The following is a 16,946-nucleotide window of genomic DNA, read 5'->3' on the forward strand; positions in this document are numbered from 1 at the left end:
GATCATCACCCGCCTCAGCGTGGTTGCCGCTGCGCCCAGAGTTCGAGGAGCCGTCATGGCCGCGCCCACTGTTGCCGGCATGGCCACCTCCATCTCCGCCACCGCCGTGGCCACCCCCTACACCGCCTTGGCCTCCACCGCCTCCGTGACCACCTCCGCCGCCACCATCCTTGGCATAGGCGCTGGAACCACTGGATATCGAGTCTGGGATCAGAACAATGGAAGTCGATAGCACGCCAGCAACGGCAACCGCCAATAGCGCCTTTTTGAACAGCACATGGATTTGCATATTTCGTCTCCAGGTCGTCGCCATGAGAAACGCCAGATCGAACCGGAATCTTGTGTTCGGTTCCTGCTTTTTCTTCTGTGGGAATTTTTCCCACGACAAAGTAATAGACTGCGGCCCCCCGACGTTCAAGCAACGCCCGGAGAAGCCGACCGGCGGTTGCCCTGCTATGTTTGCCTTACCGTCATGGAGGAACACCGGCATGCATTCGGTACTGACGCTGCAAACCCCGCGCTTTAGTGACTACGGCGAACTGGTACAGGTGTGGGAGGACTCGGTACGCGCCACCCACGACTTCCTGCCGGATTGCTACATCGTCTTGCTGCGCGACCAGGTGCTGCGTCGCTACCTTGATGCAGTGATGTTGATCTGCTGCAAGGACCGCCAGCGCATCTGCGGCTTCGCCGGGGTCGCCAACGGGCGCGTGGACATGCTGTTCGTCGCACCGGATTACCGTGGCAAAGGGGTCGGCAAGCGCCTGCTGCACTATGCGATCGACGAACTCAATGCCGAGCGCCTGGACGTCAATGAACAGAACCAACAAGCCTTGGGCTTCTATTTGCATGAAGGCTTCGAGGTGATCGGCCGTTCGGAAACCGACGGCCTGGGGCAACCCTACCCGCTGCTGCACCTGCGCCTGCGCAAAACGGCGTAAATGGAACAGATTCCCAGCCCCTCTGCCGCGCGGGCAGGTACAATGCAGGTCTTTCCCTGCCTTTGCGAATCGCCGTCATGTCCGAACCCGTCCGCCTGTCCAAACGCCTTATCGAGCAGCTTGGCTGCTCCCGCCGCGAGGCCGAGTTGTACATTGAAGGCGGCTGGGTCACGGTCGATGGCGTGGTGGTCGAGCAACCGCAGTTCAAGGTCGAGCAGCAGCGCGTCGAACTGCTACCTGGTGCCCGTGCCGAAACGCTGGAACCGGTAACCCTGCTGCTGAACCAGCCGGCCAGCCTGGACAGCGAAACCGCCCGCGCAAGCATGAACATGGGCAGCCTCAGCGAAGCCCACCGCGAAGGTGTTCGCGCACTGCACGGGCATTTTGCCCGGCAGGCTTGCGTGGCGCCGCTGGAGCGCGGTGCCAGCGGCCTGCAGGTATTCACCCAGGACTGGCGGGTAACCCGCAAGATCGACGCCGACCTGCGCCGCCTGGAACAGGAATTCATCGTTGAAGTACGCGGCGAGACCACGCCCCAGGCGCTGGAACGCCTGGCGCGCGGTGCCACCCGCAATGACCGCGAGCTGCCCAAAGCCAAGGCCAGCTGGCAGAACGAGACCCACCTGCGCATGGCCCTGAAAAATCCGCAGCCAGGGCAGATCGCCGAGCTGTGCGCCTATCTGCGCCTGGAGCTGGTGGGCATGCGCCGCATTCGCCTGGGTGGCGTGTCGATGGGCAAGTTGCCCCTGGGCCAGTGGCGCTACCTGGCCGCTACCGAACGTTTCTAAGCAATACGCCGCGCCGCAGGTGCGGCACCTGAACAGGATTCTGCAACAATGAACCACAACGACGTCCTGCGCAGCCTGCGCTACATGCTCAAGGTGAATGACGCCAAGATGGCCGAAATCATCGGGCTATCCGGCCTCGACGTGCATCCCCTGGTGCTGGCCACCTACCTGAAGAAGGAAGACGAGGAAGGCTTCGTGCGTTGCCCTGAACGGGTCATGGCGCACTTTCTCGACGGCCTGGTGATCCACCGTCGCGGCAAGGATGACAGCCGCCCGCCGCAGCCGATCGAGCTGCCGGTGACCAACAACCTCATCCTCAAGAAGCTGCGGGTAGCCTTCGAGCTCAAGGAAGACGACCTGCATGCGATCCTCAAGTCGGTCAACTTCCCGGTCAGCAAGCCCGAGCTCAGCGCGCTGTTCCGCAAGGCCGGCCATGACAACTACCGCCCGTGCGGCGACCAGCTGCTGCGCAACTTCCTCAAGGGCCTGACCCTGCGCGTGCGCGGCTGATTGGCCATGCAGCATACGGTTACCCCGGTCGGCATCATCCGCTCCTGTTTCAAGGAGAAGTTCGCCATCCCGCGCCAGCCGCAACTGGCGCCCGCTGCACGCGGCGTGCTCGAGCTGCTGCCGCCGTTCGACCAGGGCGATGCGGTCGAAGGGCTGGAGCAGGTCAGCCATGTCTGGCTGCTGTTCCTGTTCCACCAGGCACTGGAAGACAAACCCCGCCTGAAGGTGCGGCCACCACGCCTGGGGGGCAACAAGAGCATGGGGGTGTTCGCCACCCGCGCTACTCACCGGCCCAATGGCATCGGCCAGTCAGTGGTACGCCTGGAAGGCGTCGAGCCAGGGCGCCTGCTGTTGTCTGGCATCGACCTGCTCGACGGTACGCCGGTGCTGGACATCAAGCCGTATGTGCCGTACGCCGACAGCATCGCTGGCGCCAGCAACCAGATGGCCAACCAAGCACCTGCCGCGATCGCCGTGCAGTGGGGCGACAACGCCCTGCCCCAGGCCCGCGAACATGCACTGCGCCTGGGTGAACCGCTGGTCGAACTGATCGAGCAATGCCTGGCGCAGGACCCACGGCCGGCCTACCAGGTGCCGCCGGCCGAGCGGGTGTATGGGGTGAAGTTCTGGGATGTGCAGGTGCGTTGGCACTACCCGCAACCGGAGGTGATCCGGGTGCTGGAGGTGGTGAAAGATTGAGGATCACAGGCCCGGCGCTATCGCCGGCAAGCCAGCTCCCACAGGATCACCACAGGCCTGACATTGTGGGGTCCCTGTGGGAGCTGGCTTGCCGGCGATAGGGCCGGGCCTGAAAGCACAATAATCACCCACAAAAAAGGCGACCCTGAGGTCGCCTTTTTCTTTTCACTATCCCGCGATCAGCGAGCCGGGCCTTCAGCCACGCCCAGGTCGTCGGTCGGACGGGTATCGACCAGCGGCGCACCACCGGAGGCCAGCTCCGATGCCAGCTTGTCGTTGTCCATTTCCTTCACCCACTTGGCTACAACCACGGTGGCAACGGCGTTGCCAACCAGGTTGGTCAGGGCGCGGGCTTCGGACATGAAGCGGTCGATGCCAAGGATCAGCGCCAGGCCGGCAACCGGCAGGTGGCCAACGGCCGACAAGGTGGCAGCCAGGACGATGAAGCCCGAACCGGTAACACCGGCAGCGCCCTTGGAAGCCACCAGCAGCACCAGCAGCAAGGTGATCTGGTGAGTGATGTCCATGGTGGTGTCGGTGGCTTGTGCGATGAACACCGCAGCCATGGTCAGGTAGATCGAGGTGCCGTCGAGGTTGAACGAGTAACCGGTCGGGATGACCAGGCCAACCACCGACTTCTTAGCACCCAGGCGCTCCATCTTGGCCAGCATGCGTGGCAGGGCCGACTCAGAGGAGGAAGTGCCCAGCACGATCAGCAGTTCTTCACGGATGTAGCGGATCAGCTTGAGGACACTGAAGCCGTGGGCGCGGCAGATACCACCCAGCACCACCAGCACGAACAGCAGGCAGGTGATGTAGAAGCAGGCCATCAGGTAGCCCAGTTGCACCAGCGAGCCAACGCCGTACTGGCCGATGGTGAAGGCCATCGCACCAAAGGCACCGATCGGGGCCAGTTTCATGATCATGTTGATGATGTTGAACATGACATGGGCGAAGCGGTCGATCATGTCCAGCACCGGCTTGCCGTAGCTGCCCAGGCGGTGCAGGGCGAAGCCGAACAGCACGGAGAACATCAGCACTTGCAGGATGTCGCCGTTGGCGAAGGCGCCGACCACGGTGTTGGGGATGACGTTGAGCAGGAAGCCGACGGTGGTCTGCTGCGCGCCGGCGGCGGCGTAGGCAGCCACGCTGCTGGCGTTCAGGGTGCTGACGTCGATGTGCATGCCAGCGCCCGGCTTGACCACGTTGACGACGACGAGGCCGATGATCAGCGCGATGGTGGAGACGATTTCAAAGTACAGCAGCGCGTAGCCGCCGGTCTTGCCGACCGACTTCATGCTCTGCATGCCGGCGATGCCGCTGACCACGGTACAGAAGATGATCGGAGCGATGACCATCTTGATCAGTTTGACGAAGCCGTCACCCAAGGGTTTGAGGGCGACGCCCGTCTCCGGGTAGTAGTGGCCGAGCAGGATGCCGATGGTGATGGCGACCAACACCTGGACATACAGGGATTTGTACAGCGGCTGACGTGTCGTCATGGCTAATTTTCCTCAAGTGTGCCGGCTCACCCTTCCCAGGGCGATGGGGCACCTGAATCGCTAACCCTCCTGCACCCGGAGGGATTTGTCGTTGTGTTCGAGCTGCCTGGGCAGGCCTCTGCGAGGATCAATAGCAAGGGTGGTGCCAAAATGCCCATCAAGGGTGCAAAGGCTGTATTTGTGAGGGATAAACGCCCAACGACGGGGCGATTTTCCTGAGGAAGGCTGGCGGATTTCCGCCCGGTGGCGGGATTTGTACAGGGGCATTGGCGGGAATCCGCCCATTGCGGTTTGCCTGTTCCGGCCTCTTCGCGGGTAGACCCGCTCCCACAGGGTGCCCGCGGGGCTCAGGACCTGTGCAGTACCTGTGGGAGCGGGTTCACCCGCGAAAGGGCCGGTACAGGCTACAAATCAATCCAGATGGAAAGTGATTTTGAACGCCGCGCCGCCCAGGGGCGAATCCCCCAGGCTCAGCTCGGCGTCATAGCTGTCGACGATATCCTTGACCACCGCCAGCCCGATCCCCTGCCCCGGGTGCTGGCTGTCCAGCCGCTCCCCACGCTCCAGAATCCGCTCACGCTGGTCCGCCGGCACCCCCGGCCCGTCGTCCTCGATGCACAAGGTCAACCGCCCAGGCGCCTGCTCCAGGCTCACGCGCACCTGGCCCAGGCTCAGGCGGTAGGCGTTCTCCAGCAGGTTGCCCAGCAGCTCCAGCAACGCGCCCTGCTCCATCGGCACCTGCGCCTCATCGGGCAGTTGCAGCGTCACGTCCACCCGCTTGTCTCGGTACACCTTGGCCAAGGTGCTGCACAGGCTGTCGAGCAACGGCCGCAGCAACACGCTATGGCGTACCAGGCCGCTCTTGCGCAGGCTGGCACGCTGCAGCTGGTAGTCGATCTGCTGGCTCATGCGCTCGATCTGGCTCTGCAGCACACGTGCCTGCTCGCGCTCGCCGTTACGCTGCTGCAGACTTTCGCCCACCCCCTGCAATACCGCCAGCGGCGTCTTCAGGCTGTGCGCCAGGTCATCGAGCGAATCACGGTAGCGCTGACGCTGCTCGCGCTCGCTGCGTAACAGGCGGTTCAGCGAACCGGTCAGGCGCAGCAGCTCCCGTGGGTGTTCGCGGCTCAGGCCGTCCCGTACACCCGACTCCACGTCGTCCAGCTCGCGGCTGAGCCGGCGCAACGAACGCAGGCCCCAGGTCAAACCGGCCCACAGCAGCACCAGCAGCGCCAGCAAGGCCGCGCCAAAGCCCAGATAGAGCTTTTCGCGCAGGCCATCGAGGGTGTGCTGGTATTCGCGCACAGGTTGCAGGGCAACGATGCTGTAGGCGGCGCTCTGGCCACCCAGCAGCTTGATCTCGACGTCATAGACGAAGAACTCTTCGCCATCGGCCTGATGAATGCGGGCGAATTCGTTGCCACGGCCGTCGTAGCGCGGGCGGTAGTTGATGTTCTGCGCGGCGGTGGCACGCGACTGCCAGACCAGCTTGCCGTCGCGGTCGAAGATATAGCCGAGCAGGCCGGTGTACGGCAGGTTGTAACGCTCGTCCGGCAGCAGCGTCGGCATCTGCAGTTGGCCGTGTTCGATGCGCGCAGCGGAAATCAGCGTGGTCACATCCGAGGCCAGGCGTTGTTCGATCGACTCCTGCAGGGCCAGGCTGAAGGCTTTCTGCAAGGCCGGTAGCAGCGCCAGCATGAACAGCAGCGCCAGCACTGCGGCCGCCAGCATCAGGCGCACCCGCAGCGAACGGATCATCGACAGCGCTCGGTGAACAGGTAGCCCAGGCCGCGCACGGTGTCGATGGGCTTGAAGCCGTGCTCGCCCTCGAGCTTGCGCCGCAGGCGGCCGACCAGCACTTCGATGACATTGGGGTCGCGCTCTTCGTCACCCGGGTACAGCTGCTCCATTAGGCGGTCCTTGGCCACCACCTGCTGGTGATGGCGCATGAGGTATTCGAGGATGCGGTATTCGTAGGCAGTCAGGGCCAGGGGCTGCTCGTCCAGCGTCGCCTGCTTGCGATTCAGGTCCAGCACCAGCGGGCCGGCGGCGATGGTCGACTGGGTGAAGCCGCTGGAGCGGCGCAGCAGGGCGTTCAGGCGTGCCTCGAGTTCTTCGAACTGGAACGGCTTCACCAGATAGTCGTCGGCACCGGCGGCCAGGCCCTCGACCTTGTCCTGCCAGTTGCCGCGAGCGGTGAGGATGAGAATGGGGAAGGTCTTGTCCTGGCTGCGCAGGCGCGTGATCAGTTCCAGCCCGCTGATGCCGGGCAGGCCCAGGTCGATGATGGCCAGGTCGAAGTGGTACTGCCCGGCCTGGTACAGCGCCTCCTCGGCATCGGCGACCGCCTCGACCACATGGCCGCTTTCGCCCAGGCGGGTGTAGAGGTGATGGCGAAGCAGGGCTTCGTCCTCGACCACCAGCAGTTTCATGTGCAGCTCCTTGATATGTATTGCCTGTACCGGCCTCTTCGCGGGCACGCCCGCTCCTACAGGGATCGCACAGGTTCCAAGGCTCGTGCAGTCCCTGTGGGAGCGGGCGTGCCCGCGAAAGGGCCGGTACAGGATAACCTGGCTAGCCCGTCAGAACTTGTAGCTTGCAGCCAGGTAGGTCTGCGCGCTGCTGGTCAGGCGCAGGGTGCCGTCCTTCGGCCCGCCGTGCGCCCCCACTTCGGTGGCGGCGTTGGTACGCAGGTAACGGTAGCCCAGTTCCACCGAAGCCTTGTCGGTGATGTCCTGGATCACACCGGCCTGCAGGCCATACGCGTAACCGTAGTCGGTATCCCGGCTGGCACCCGGCGAGTCCTGGGTAAGCTTGGTCACGCCCAGGCTGCCACCGCCGAACAGCTTGGTGGTGTCACCTACCGGCAGGAACAGGTCGTAGCTGCCCAGCAGGTTCTCCTGGCGCAGCTTCAGGCCGCTGTGGTCGCCCGAGACGTTGTCGTAAGTCATGTAGTAGCGGCCCTGATCATTGATCTTGCCCACGCGCACGCCCCAGGTGTCGTCCTTGCCGATGATGCCATCGGCGTTGAGGTGGTCGGTGTTACGCTGCAGCAGGCCGGACTTGCGAACCTTGTCGCTGGTCTGGCCGTAGGTCAGGCTGGCAAAGTTGTCGTCAGCGGCCTGGGCGGTGGTGATGCCAGCGGCGCAGACGGCCATGGCGGCAAGCAGGGTGTTGAAGGTTTTCATGGCTGGATACTCCAGTTGAGTGCGCTGTTTCGGTCTGGAAGCTAGAGTAAGCAGGGCACCCTGAACCGCGACTGAACCCTGGCTGAACCCCGGCTGAACGAACCGTTTGCAGAACAAGGAGTAGTGACCATGCGTGCCCTGCTGGCCTTGACCCTGATGTGCTGCGCCGCCCTCGCCCAAGCGGCGGTACAAACCCGCGAGATCCCCTACCAGGACGCCGACGGCAACCGCCTGGTCGGCTACTACGCCTATGACGATGCTATCGAAGGCAAGCGCCCCGGCATTGTCGTGGTGCATGAGTGGTGGGGGTTGAACGACTACGTCAAGCGCCGCGCCCGCGAGCTTGCGGCGCTGGGCTACAACGCGCTGGCCATCGACATGTATGGCGACGGCAAGCAAACCGAACACCCTGCCGACGCCAAGGCGTTCATGGCAGAGGCGATGAAAGACCCCAAGGCCGCGGAGCGGCGCTTCGATGCTGGCCTGGAGCTGCTGAAACTGCAGCCGAACACCAACAAGCATCAGTTGGGCGCGGTGGGTTATTGCTTCGGCGGCAAGGTGGTGCTGGATGCCGCACGCCGCGGCGAAAAGCTCGATGGCGTGGTGAGCTTCCATGGCGCACTGGCCACCCAGACCCCGGCCAGGCCTGGGGTGGTACGCGCGGAGATCCTGGTCGAGCACGGCGCGGCAGACAGCATGATTACCTCGCAGCAAGTGGAGGCGTTCAAGGCCGAGATGGATGCAGCCAAGGTCAACTATGAGTTGGTCAGTATCGAAGGGGCCAAGCATGGTTTTACCAACCCGGATGCAGACCGGCTGAGCCATGGCGAGCATGGCGGGCCGGATATCGGCTACAACAAGGCGGCGGATGAGAGTTCCTGGGCGGACATGCAGGCGTTCTTCAAGAAGGTGTTCAAGTAAACAACGCGAGGGGCCGCTTTGCGGCCCCTGCGATCCGATCTCCCACACCGTCGCCTCGGCTGGCACAATAGCCCCATGAACACACTCCCCGCCTGCTGCGCCCCGCTCCAGCATCACTGGCCCCTGCCCCGCCCACTGCCCGGCGCGGTGCTGGTCAGTTGCAACTTCGACCATGCCCGCCTGGCACCCGACGACTTCCAGCGCGCCGGTGTCGTGCCAGGCGCCAGCCTGCAGCGTTCGGTGCCCAAGCGCCAGGCCGAGTACCTCGCCGGCCGGGTGTGTGCCCGCGCCGCGTTGCAGCGCCTGGACGGCCGTGACTACGTGCCCGGCACCCACGAGGACCGTTCACCCATCTGGCCCGCCGGCATCCACGGCTCGATCACCCACGGCAAAGGCTGGGCCGCCGCCGTGGTCGCCGCCGAGGATAGTTGCCAGGGCCTGGGCCTGGATCAGGAAGCATTGCTGGATGACCAGCGTGCCGAGCGGCTGATGGGTGAAATCCTCACCCCACCCGAACTCGAGCGCCTGGACCGCCGCCAGCTCGGCCTTGCCGTCACCCTGACCTTCTCGCTGAAGGAAAGCCTGTTCAAGACGCTTTACCCGCTGACGCACCAGCGCTTCTACTTCGAGCACGCCGAAGTGCTGGACTGGTCTGCCGAAGGCCTGGCCCGCCTGCGCCTGCTCACCGACCTGTCGCCGCAATGGCGGCATGGCGCCGAACTGCAGGGCCAGTTCTGCCTGCAGGACGGCCACTTGCTCAGCCTGGTCAGCGTCTGACCGTCACAACGGTGCCTGCTGCCGCGGCCAGTTCAGGCTGAAGCAGGCACCACCCAGCGCGACGCTGCGCCCCACCGTGGCCCGGCCCGCGTGCCAGTAGATGATCCGCCGCACGATAGACAAGCCCAGGCCATGCCCGCCCGAGGCGCGGGTACGGCTGTCGTCGAGGCGGGTGAACGGTGTGAAGATTCGATCCCAGACACCCTCGGGAATGCCCGGGCCGTCATCCTCTACATCGATGCGGCAGCGTTGTTGCCCCAACTGGTAGCTCAGGCGCACCTCGGCCTCGGCGTGGCGCATGGCGTTGCCTACCAGGTTCTGCAGGGCCCGGTGCAGGTAGCGCGGCTCGGCTTCGACCCAGGCGCCTTCGCCCTCGGCACCCTGGCACTCACCGCGCACCACCCGTACCTCGGCACGCAGCGGCGCAAGCTCTTCGATCACCCGGTCGAGCAAGGCATCCAGGTCGATCCGCTCGAACTTCAGCGCCGGTGCACCCTGCTCCAGGCGGGCATAGGTGAGCATCTCGTCGACCAGCTTGTCGAGGTCCTGGATATCCCCGTCCATACCCGCCAGGTGCTTGGCCCGGGCCTGCTCGGTGGTGGCACTTTCGATCATCTCCAGGCCAAAGCGCAGGCGTGCCACCGGCGTGCGCAGCTCGTGGGAAACCGCCCGCACCAGCTCGCGTTGCATGGTCAGCGAGCGCTGCAGGTGTTCGGCCATGCCGTTGAAGGCCGCGGCCAGGCGCCCCACCGAGTCGGCATCGCCAGCCGGCACGCGGGTGTCCAGGCTGCCCTGGGCGATGCGCGTTGCAGCAATCTCCAGGCCCGACACGCGTCGCTCCAGTTGGCGCACCAGCAGGTAGACCACCAGGCCGATCAGGCACAGGCCAAGAAAGGTGATCAGGATCAGCAACTGCGGCGGATACGGGTTGAGCTGGTACAGCGGGCCGATTTCCAGCACCCAGGGCGAACCAGCCAGCCCGGCGAACACGCGGATCGAGTCACCATCCTTGCCCAGGGCCATGACCGTGTCGCCCTCCTCGACCCGGCGCCGCTGGTCATCGTCCAGGCTCACCCGCTCGATGCGCTGCAGGGCCACACCAAAGCCAAAGCCCTTTTCTTTCTTGATCTGTGCCAGGCGCTGCTGTTGTTCAGTCACCGGGTAGCGCACCAGTTCGTCAGCCAGCAGATAGAGCGTGGCCCGCGCCAGTTGCTCGCTGATCTGTTTGATCTGCGCTACCAGCATCAGGTCTTCCTGGCCGACCTTGCGCAGCACCTGGGCCGCATGGGGGCCGGTCTTCTCGACCACCACCAGGCCGCGGTACAGGCGCGCCCGCTGGCCGCCATCGAGCGTGCGCGCGGTCATCGGTTGCAACGCCAGCGGCACGCCAAGCAGGCGCTCCCAGATCAGCAGCGAGCGCTTGCGCTCGGTGTCGTTCTGCAGCGCCAGGTTGTCGGCCATCAGGCTGAAGGTACCCTGGGCCAGGCCCTCGCGGTGCTGGGCGGCACGCACTTCGTTGACCAGGTGCAGGCTGAGCCCGCCAAGCAGGGCCACCAGCACCAGCACGGCCAGCATGCCGCCATAGATGCGCAGGAAGATCGAGTTGTTCATGGGGCCTCGCCGACGAACAGATAGCCCTTGCTGCGCAGGGTCTTGATCAGCCTTGGCTGGAGCGGGTCGTCGCCGATCTTGGGGCGGATCCTGGAGATGCGTATGTCGATGGAGCGGTCCTGGCCGTCGTAGCCGACGCCACGCAGAGCAGTGAAGATCTGCTCGCGCGTCAGCACCCGCCCGGCGTTGCTGGCCAACAGCCAGAGCAGGTCGAATTCGGCGCCGGTCAGCTCGATCAGCTGTTCACCCAGATGCGCCTCGCGCAGGCGATTGTCGATGCGCAGCGCGCCGAAGGCCAGGTCCTGGCGCTTGCTGTCTGGTGCTTCGCTGCGGCGCAGCAGGGCGTGGATGCGTGCCAGCAGCAGGCGTGGGCGTACGGGTTTGCAGACGTAGTCGTCGGCGCCCAGGTCCAGGCCCTGGACCTGGTCGAGTTCATCGCTGCGGGCGGTCAGCATAAGGATCGGGCCGGGGTACTGGCTGCGCACCCGGCGGCAGATGCTCAGGCCGTCCTCGCCGGGCAGCATCAGGTCGAGAATGACCAGGTCGGGCTGGCTGTCGACGATGCGCCGCGCGGCGCGGGCGCCATCGGCCTCGACGCTGACTTCGTAGCCGTTGGCCTGCAGGTACTCGGCGGTGAGCTCGGCCAGGCGCTGGTCGTCTTCGACGATAAGGATGCGAGGTGCGAGGTGGTCCATGGCTTTGCCTATGTTTGTTGTTTTTCTATGGCCTGCGCCGGCCTTTTCGCGGGTGAACCCGCTCCCACAAGGACCGCACCGCTTTCGACCCCTGTGCAGTACCTGTGGGAGCGGGTTCACCCGCGAAAGGGCCAGCACAGGCAACATAACCCTTTAACCAAAAAGCAACATCCCCTCGGAATACTACGGCTGCTATCCGGCACTGCCAACCTGCCAGCAGCCCCTCGACTGAACCGTTTTTTGTGATAGGGTTCGCGCCCGAAAAATTCTGCCCCGGGGCAACAAGGCGCAGAAAAATACTGCAAACCACTTGGCACAAGGCCTACAGCGAATACCCACCATTCACTCACAAAGTACGCACAAGTTATCCACAGGCGCTCGCCTTGCAAAGCCCCCGATACCGCATTATCTTGTATCCCGATCGCAGCGAACCACTAGATATAGGGTTTCGTGCAAAATCACACATAAAAGTCAACCCGCAAAATCAAGCGATTTTTTCGGGTGAACTTCAAGTGATTCCAGCAGCCAAACCGCTCCTGCGGAGGCGACCGAGGCAAGCCCTTGCAGGGCCTTGTTCGGGTATGGGTGTTACAGGCCAGGCCTGGTACCCATCAGCAACAGTTTTTGGGCCCGGCCCAGAACCTTTGACTTCGGCCAGGGAGCGGCGAGCCAATTGCCCTTATTCCTGAGTCTGTCCCGAAGTTGGTACGCCCGCGCGGGCGGATGCGCATGCATTGCCCATCCCCGCCAGGCCATCGAGCAAGTGGACGGAACGGTGGGCGCCCAAAAGGCGCCTGAACAATATAGAAACTGTGGAGACACCCACTCATGCAAACCGACACAACTCGCGAGAACCCGCAGGCCAAGGTGCCGCAGGCCGCCGATTCCAACCAGGATCTGGCCGCCACCGCTCCCGGCCAACTGCGTGTGATCAAGCGTAACGGCACTGTCGTCCCCTACACCGACGACAAGATCACCGTGGCCATCACCAAGGCGTTCCTCGCAGTTGAAGGCGGCACCGCCGCCGCTTCGTCGCGCATCCACGACACCGTCGCGCGCCTGACCGAGCAGGTCACCGCCACGTTCAAGCGTCGCATGCCATCGGGTGGCACCATCCACATCGAAGAAATCCAGGACCAGGTCGAACTGGCCCTGATGCGCGCCGGCGAGCAGAAGGTCGCCCGTGACTACGTGATCTACCGCGAGCAGCGCGCCAAGGAGCGTGCCACCCGCGTCAACACCGAGTCCGTGGTCGAGCCGCACCCAAGCATCCGCATCACCCTGGCCGACGGCAGCCTGGCGCCGCTCGACATGGCCCGCCTGAACACCATCATCAGCGAAGCCTGCGAAGGCCTGGCCGAGGTCGATGGCGACCTGATCCAGCGCGACACCCTGAAGAACCTGTACGACGGCGTGGCCATCAAGGACGTCAACACCGCCCTGGTGATGACCGCCCGTACCCTGGTCGAGCGCGAGCCGAACTACTCGTTCGTGACCGCCCGCCTGCTGATGGACACCCTGCGCGCCGAAGGCCTGGGCTTCCTGAACGTGGCCGAGAGCGCCACCCACCACGAAATGGCCGACCTTTACGCCAAGGCCCTGCCGGCCTACATCGACAAAGGCGTCGAGTTCGAGCTGCTGGACCCGGCCCTGAAAGGCTACGACCTGGACCGCCTGGGCAAGGCCATCGACCACGAGCGTGACCAGCAATTCACCTACCTGGGCCTGCAGACCCTGTACGACCGCTACTTCATCCACAAGGATGGCGTGCGCTTCGAGCTGCCACAGGTGTTCTTCATGCGTGTGGCCATGGGCCTGGCACTGGCAGAAAAAGACAAGGAAGCCCGCGCGATCGAGTTCTACAACCTGTTGTCGTCCTTCGACTACATGGCCTCGACCCCGACCCTGTTCAACGCCGGCACCCTGCGCCCACAGCTGTCCAGCTGCTACCTGACCACCGTGCCAGACGACCTGTCGGGCATCTACCACGCGATCCACGACAACGCCATGCTGTCGAAATTCGCCGGTGGCCTGGGCAACGACTGGACCCCTGTGCGTGCACTGGGCTCCTACATCAAGGGCACCAACGGCAAGTCGCAGGGCGTGGTTCCGTTCCTGAAAGTGGTCAACGACACCGCCGTTGCCGTCAACCAGGGTGGCAAGCGCAAGGGCGCCGTGTGTGCCTACCTGGAAACCTGGCACCTGGACATCGAAGAATTCATCGAGCTGCGCAAGAACACCGGTGATGACCGTCGTCGTACCCACGACATGAACACCGCCAACTGGATCCCTGACCTGTTCATGAAGCGTGTCTTCGATGACGGCAAGTGGACCCTGTTCTCGCCTTCGGAAGTGCCAGACCTGCACGACCTGACCGGCAAGGCCTTCGAAGAGCGCTACGAGTACTACGAAGCCCTGACCGAGTACAACAAGATCAAGGTGTTCAAGACCATCCAGGCCAAAGACCTGTGGCGCAAGATGCTGTCGATGCTGTTCGAGACCGGCCACCCGTGGCTGACCTTCAAGGACCCGTGCAACCTGCGTTCGCCGCAGCAGCACGTGGGCGTGGTCCACAGCTCGAACCTGTGCACCGAGATCACCCTGAACACCAACAAGGACGAGATCGCGGTCTGCAACCTGGGCTCGATCAACCTGCCGAACCACATCGTCGACGGCAAGCTGGACACCGCCAAGCTGCAACGCACCGTGAACACCGCCGTGCGCATGCTCGACAACGTGATCGACATCAACTACTACTCGGTGCCGCAAGCGCGTAACTCGAACTTCAAGCACCGCCCGGTCGGCCTGGGCATCATGGGCTTCCAGGATGCGCTGTACCTGCAGCACATTCCGTACGGCTCCGATGCTGCCGTCGAGTTCGCCGACAAGTCGATGGAAGCGGTCAGCTTCTACGCCATCCAGGCGTCCTGCGACCTGGCCGACGAGCGCGGTGCGTACGAGACCTTCCAGGGTTCGCTGTGGTCCAAGGGCATCCTGCCGCTGGATTCGCAACAGATCCTGATCGAGGCCCGTGGCGCCAAGTACATCGACGTCAACCTGGAAGAGTCCCTGGACTGGGCCCCGGTGCGCGAACGCGTCAAGAAAGGTATTCGTAACTCGAACATCATGGCCATCGCGCCGACCGCGACCATTGCCAACATCACCGGCGTGTCGCAGTCCATCGAGCCGACCTACCAGAACCTGTACGTGAAATCGAACCTGTCGGGCGAGTTCACCGTGATCAACCCGTACCTGGTCCGCGACCTGAAGGCCCGTGGCCTGTGGGACTCGGTAATGATCAACGACCTGAAGTACTACGATGGTTCGGTGCAGCAGATCGAGCGTATCCCGCAAGAGCTGAAGGACCTGTACGCCACCGCGTTCGAAGTCGAGACCAAGTGGATCGTCGATGCCGCCTCGCGTCGCCAGAAGTGGATCGACCAGGCCCAGTCGCTGAACCTGTACATCGCCGGCGCCTCGGGCAAGAAGCTTGACGTGACCTACCGCATGGCCTGGTACCGTGGTCTGAAGACCACCTACTACCTCCGTGCCCTGGCCGCGACCAGCACCGAGAAGTCGACCATCAACACCGGCAAGCTCAACGCCGTTTCCAGCGGTGGCGACAGCGCCCCGGTCCAGGCAGCGGGCCCAGCGCCAGTGCCGAAGGCCTGCGCGATCGACGAGCCGGATTGCGAAGCCTGCCAGTAAGGCTTGGCTGAGGCTTCCCCCGGGAAGCCTCTTTTCCGTGTAGCCACACGGAACCCTGTGGGAGCGGGTTTACCCGCGAAGAGGCCGGCACTGCCGCCTCCCGCCCCACAGCCAAACACAATAGGCCCGGGCGCCAAAGCCCAGGCCAGCCCCTCAAAGGGCACTCAGATTTGCGTGCACTGCTGTACCCCATCCGGGGCCAAAGCAACGCAACCAAGATCCACCGGCCATACTTCACAGATGGCCCTCAAGCAGGAGAATCTCACCATGCTGAGCTGGGACGAATTCGATAAAGAAGACGGCGAAGTAGCCGCCAAAGGCAACACCCCTGCGCAGGCCGCTGCCGCCGCCACCCTCGACAAGCTCGACAGCGCCGGTGGTGCCGCCGCCCTGGAAGCCCGTGCCGCCACCGCCGACGACTCCGACGCCGTCAAGCGCGCCAAGGCTGCCCTGAACGACCTCGACATCGCCGAAGGCCTGGCCGAGCTGGAAGGCTCCAGCGCCCGCGTGCGTGTTGACGAAAAGCGCATGATCAACTGCCGCGCCGACCTCAACCAGCTGGTACCGTTCAAGTACGACTGGGCCTGGCAGAAGTACCTGGACGGCTGCGCCAACCACTGGATGCCGCAAGAGGTCAACATGACCGCCGACATCGCCCTGTGGAAGAGCATGGACGGCCTGACCGAAGACGAGCGCCGTATCGTCATGCGCAACCTCGGCTTCTTCTCCACCGCCGACTCGCTGGTAGCCAACAACCTGGCCCTGGCCGTGTACCGCCTGATCACCAACCCGGAGTGCCGCCAGTACATCCTGCGCCAGGCCTTCGAAGAGGCGATCCACACCCACGCCTACCAGTACTGCATCGAGTCGCTGGGCATGGATGAAGGCGAGATCTTCAACATGTACCACGAGATCCCGTCGGTAGCGAAGAAAGCCGCCTGGGGCCTGAAGTACACCCGCGCCATCTCCGACCCGGAATTCAACACCGGCACCGTCGAAACCGACAAAGAACTGCTGCGCAACCTGATCGCCTACTACTGCGTACTGGAAGGCATCTTCTTCTACTGCGGCTTCACCCAGATCCTGTCCATGGGCCGCCGCAACAAGATGACCGGCGTGGCCGAGCAGTTCCAGTACATCCTGCGTGACGAGTCGATGCACCTGAACTTCGGTATCGACGTGATCAACCAGATCAAGATCGAGAACCCGCACCTGTGGGACGCGGCGATGAAGGAAGAAGCGACCCAGATGATCCTGCAAGGGACCCAGCTGGAGATCGAATACGCCCGTGACACCATGCCACGCGGCGTGCTGGGCATGAACGCAGCGATGATGGAAGACTACCTCAAGTTCATCGCCAACCGTCGCCTGACCCAGATTGGCCTGAAGGAAGAGTACCCAGGGACTACCAACCCGTTCCCTTGGATGAGCGAGATCATGGACTTGAAGAAAGAGAAAAACTTCTTCGAGACCCGCGTGATCGAGTATCAGACTGGTGGGGCGTTGAGCTGGGATTGATATCCGAGCGAGCATAGAGAAGGCTGCCGATTGGCAGCCTTTTTTATTGGCAGGAAAAAAGCCGAAGAGGAAGCTTCCTACAAGGTTC

The 16,946-nt window shown here is 63.7% G+C and carries 14 protein-coding genes and 1 pseudogene; 9 read left to right on the forward strand and 6 right to left on the reverse strand.

Annotated features, from left to right (window positions below):
• From IRZ77_RS20350 to tsaA, 5 genes and pseudogenes are all read left to right on the forward strand, one after another.
• Positions 1 to 232, forward strand: a pseudogene (locus IRZ77_RS20350) (hypothetical protein); the annotation flags it as partial.
• Positions 233 to 488: 256 nt separating this feature from the next.
• Positions 489 to 941: a GNAT family N-acetyltransferase gene (locus tag IRZ77_RS20355; protein WP_108481168.1), complete on the forward strand. Its 453-nt coding sequence runs from the start codon at positions 489 to 491 to the stop codon at positions 939 to 941.
• Between the two features lie 77 nt (positions 942 to 1,018).
• Complete coding sequence (locus IRZ77_RS20360; RefSeq protein WP_046616220.1) at positions 1,019 to 1,729, forward strand: rRNA pseudouridine synthase; 711 nt, start codon at positions 1,019 to 1,021, stop codon at positions 1,727 to 1,729.
• Between the two features lie 48 nt (positions 1,730 to 1,777).
• Positions 1,778 to 2,239, forward strand: coding sequence for a YehS family protein (locus tag IRZ77_RS20365; protein ID WP_013973832.1), 462 nt, complete (start codon positions 1,778 to 1,780; stop codon positions 2,237 to 2,239).
• 6 nt (positions 2,240 to 2,245) lie between these two features.
• Complete coding sequence (tsaA, locus tag IRZ77_RS20370) at positions 2,246 to 2,938, forward strand: tRNA (N6-threonylcarbamoyladenosine(37)-N6)-methyltransferase TrmO (protein WP_108481167.1); 693 nt, start codon at positions 2,246 to 2,248, stop codon at positions 2,936 to 2,938.
• A gap of 179 nt (positions 2,939 to 3,117) precedes the next feature.
• Here tsaA and IRZ77_RS20375 read toward each other — a convergent pair whose 3' ends face one another.
• The 4 genes from IRZ77_RS20375 to IRZ77_RS20390 form a co-directional block, all read right to left on the reverse strand.
• Complete coding sequence (locus IRZ77_RS20375) at positions 3,118 to 4,440, reverse strand: dicarboxylate/amino acid:cation symporter (protein ID WP_019098118.1); 1,323 nt, start codon at positions 4,438 to 4,440, stop codon at positions 3,118 to 3,120.
• Between the two features lie 411 nt (positions 4,441 to 4,851).
• Positions 4,852 to 6,198: an ATP-binding protein gene (locus IRZ77_RS20380; protein WP_153671176.1), complete on the reverse strand. Its 1,347-nt coding sequence runs from the start codon at positions 6,196 to 6,198 to the stop codon at positions 4,852 to 4,854.
• Positions 6,195 to 6,872 (reverse strand): response regulator, encoded by a 678-nt coding sequence (locus IRZ77_RS20385; RefSeq protein WP_025340281.1) that lies wholly within the window; start codon positions 6,870 to 6,872, stop codon positions 6,195 to 6,197. The genes IRZ77_RS20380 and IRZ77_RS20385 overlap by 4 nt, the downstream gene beginning before the upstream one ends.
• Before the next feature lie 150 nt (positions 6,873 to 7,022).
• On the reverse strand, positions 7,023 to 7,628 hold the full coding sequence (locus IRZ77_RS20390; protein WP_013973837.1) for an outer membrane beta-barrel protein: 606 nt from the start codon (positions 7,626 to 7,628) through the stop codon (positions 7,023 to 7,025).
• Positions 7,629 to 7,757: 129 nt separating this feature from the next.
• Here IRZ77_RS20390 and IRZ77_RS20395 point away from each other — a divergent pair, with 129 nt between their 5' ends.
• Together IRZ77_RS20395 and IRZ77_RS20400 are read left to right on the forward strand one after the other, a co-directional pair.
• Positions 7,758 to 8,549, forward strand: a complete 792-nt coding sequence (locus IRZ77_RS20395) for a dienelactone hydrolase family protein (RefSeq protein ID WP_046616224.1) — start codon at positions 7,758 to 7,760, stop codon at positions 8,547 to 8,549.
• A gap of 75 nt (positions 8,550 to 8,624) precedes the next feature.
• Positions 8,625 to 9,326, forward strand: a complete 702-nt coding sequence (locus IRZ77_RS20400; RefSeq protein ID WP_196174283.1) for a 4'-phosphopantetheinyl transferase family protein — start codon at positions 8,625 to 8,627, stop codon at positions 9,324 to 9,326.
• Positions 9,327 to 9,329: 3 nt separating this feature from the next.
• On the opposite strand, the gene IRZ77_RS20405 is transcribed toward IRZ77_RS20400, so the two are convergent.
• Together IRZ77_RS20405 and IRZ77_RS20410 are read right to left on the reverse strand one after the other, a co-directional pair.
• Positions 9,330 to 10,937 (reverse strand): ATP-binding protein, encoded by a 1,608-nt coding sequence (locus tag IRZ77_RS20405; RefSeq protein WP_153671174.1) that lies wholly within the window; start codon positions 10,935 to 10,937, stop codon positions 9,330 to 9,332.
• Entirely contained in the window at positions 10,934 to 11,632 is a 699-nt protein-coding gene (locus tag IRZ77_RS20410) for a response regulator transcription factor (protein WP_108481163.1), read from the reverse strand. The genes IRZ77_RS20405 and IRZ77_RS20410 overlap by 4 nt, the downstream gene beginning before the upstream one ends.
• A gap of 828 nt (positions 11,633 to 12,460) precedes the next feature.
• Here IRZ77_RS20410 and IRZ77_RS20415 point away from each other — a divergent pair.
• Both IRZ77_RS20415 and IRZ77_RS20420 read left to right on the forward strand, forming a co-directional pair.
• Entirely contained in the window at positions 12,461 to 15,340 is a 2,880-nt protein-coding gene (locus tag IRZ77_RS20415; RefSeq protein ID WP_046616228.1) for a ribonucleoside-diphosphate reductase subunit alpha, read from the forward strand.
• Positions 15,341 to 15,607: 267 nt separating this feature from the next.
• Positions 15,608 to 16,858: a ribonucleotide-diphosphate reductase subunit beta gene (locus IRZ77_RS20420; RefSeq protein ID WP_015271500.1), complete on the forward strand. Its 1,251-nt coding sequence runs from the start codon at positions 15,608 to 15,610 to the stop codon at positions 16,856 to 16,858.
• The last annotated feature ends 88 nt before the right edge of the window (positions 16,859 to 16,946 follow it).

Source organism: Pseudomonas pudica (assembly GCF_015680405.1).
Taxonomy (GTDB): domain Bacteria; phylum Pseudomonadota; class Gammaproteobacteria; order Pseudomonadales; family Pseudomonadaceae; genus Aquipseudomonas; species Aquipseudomonas pudica.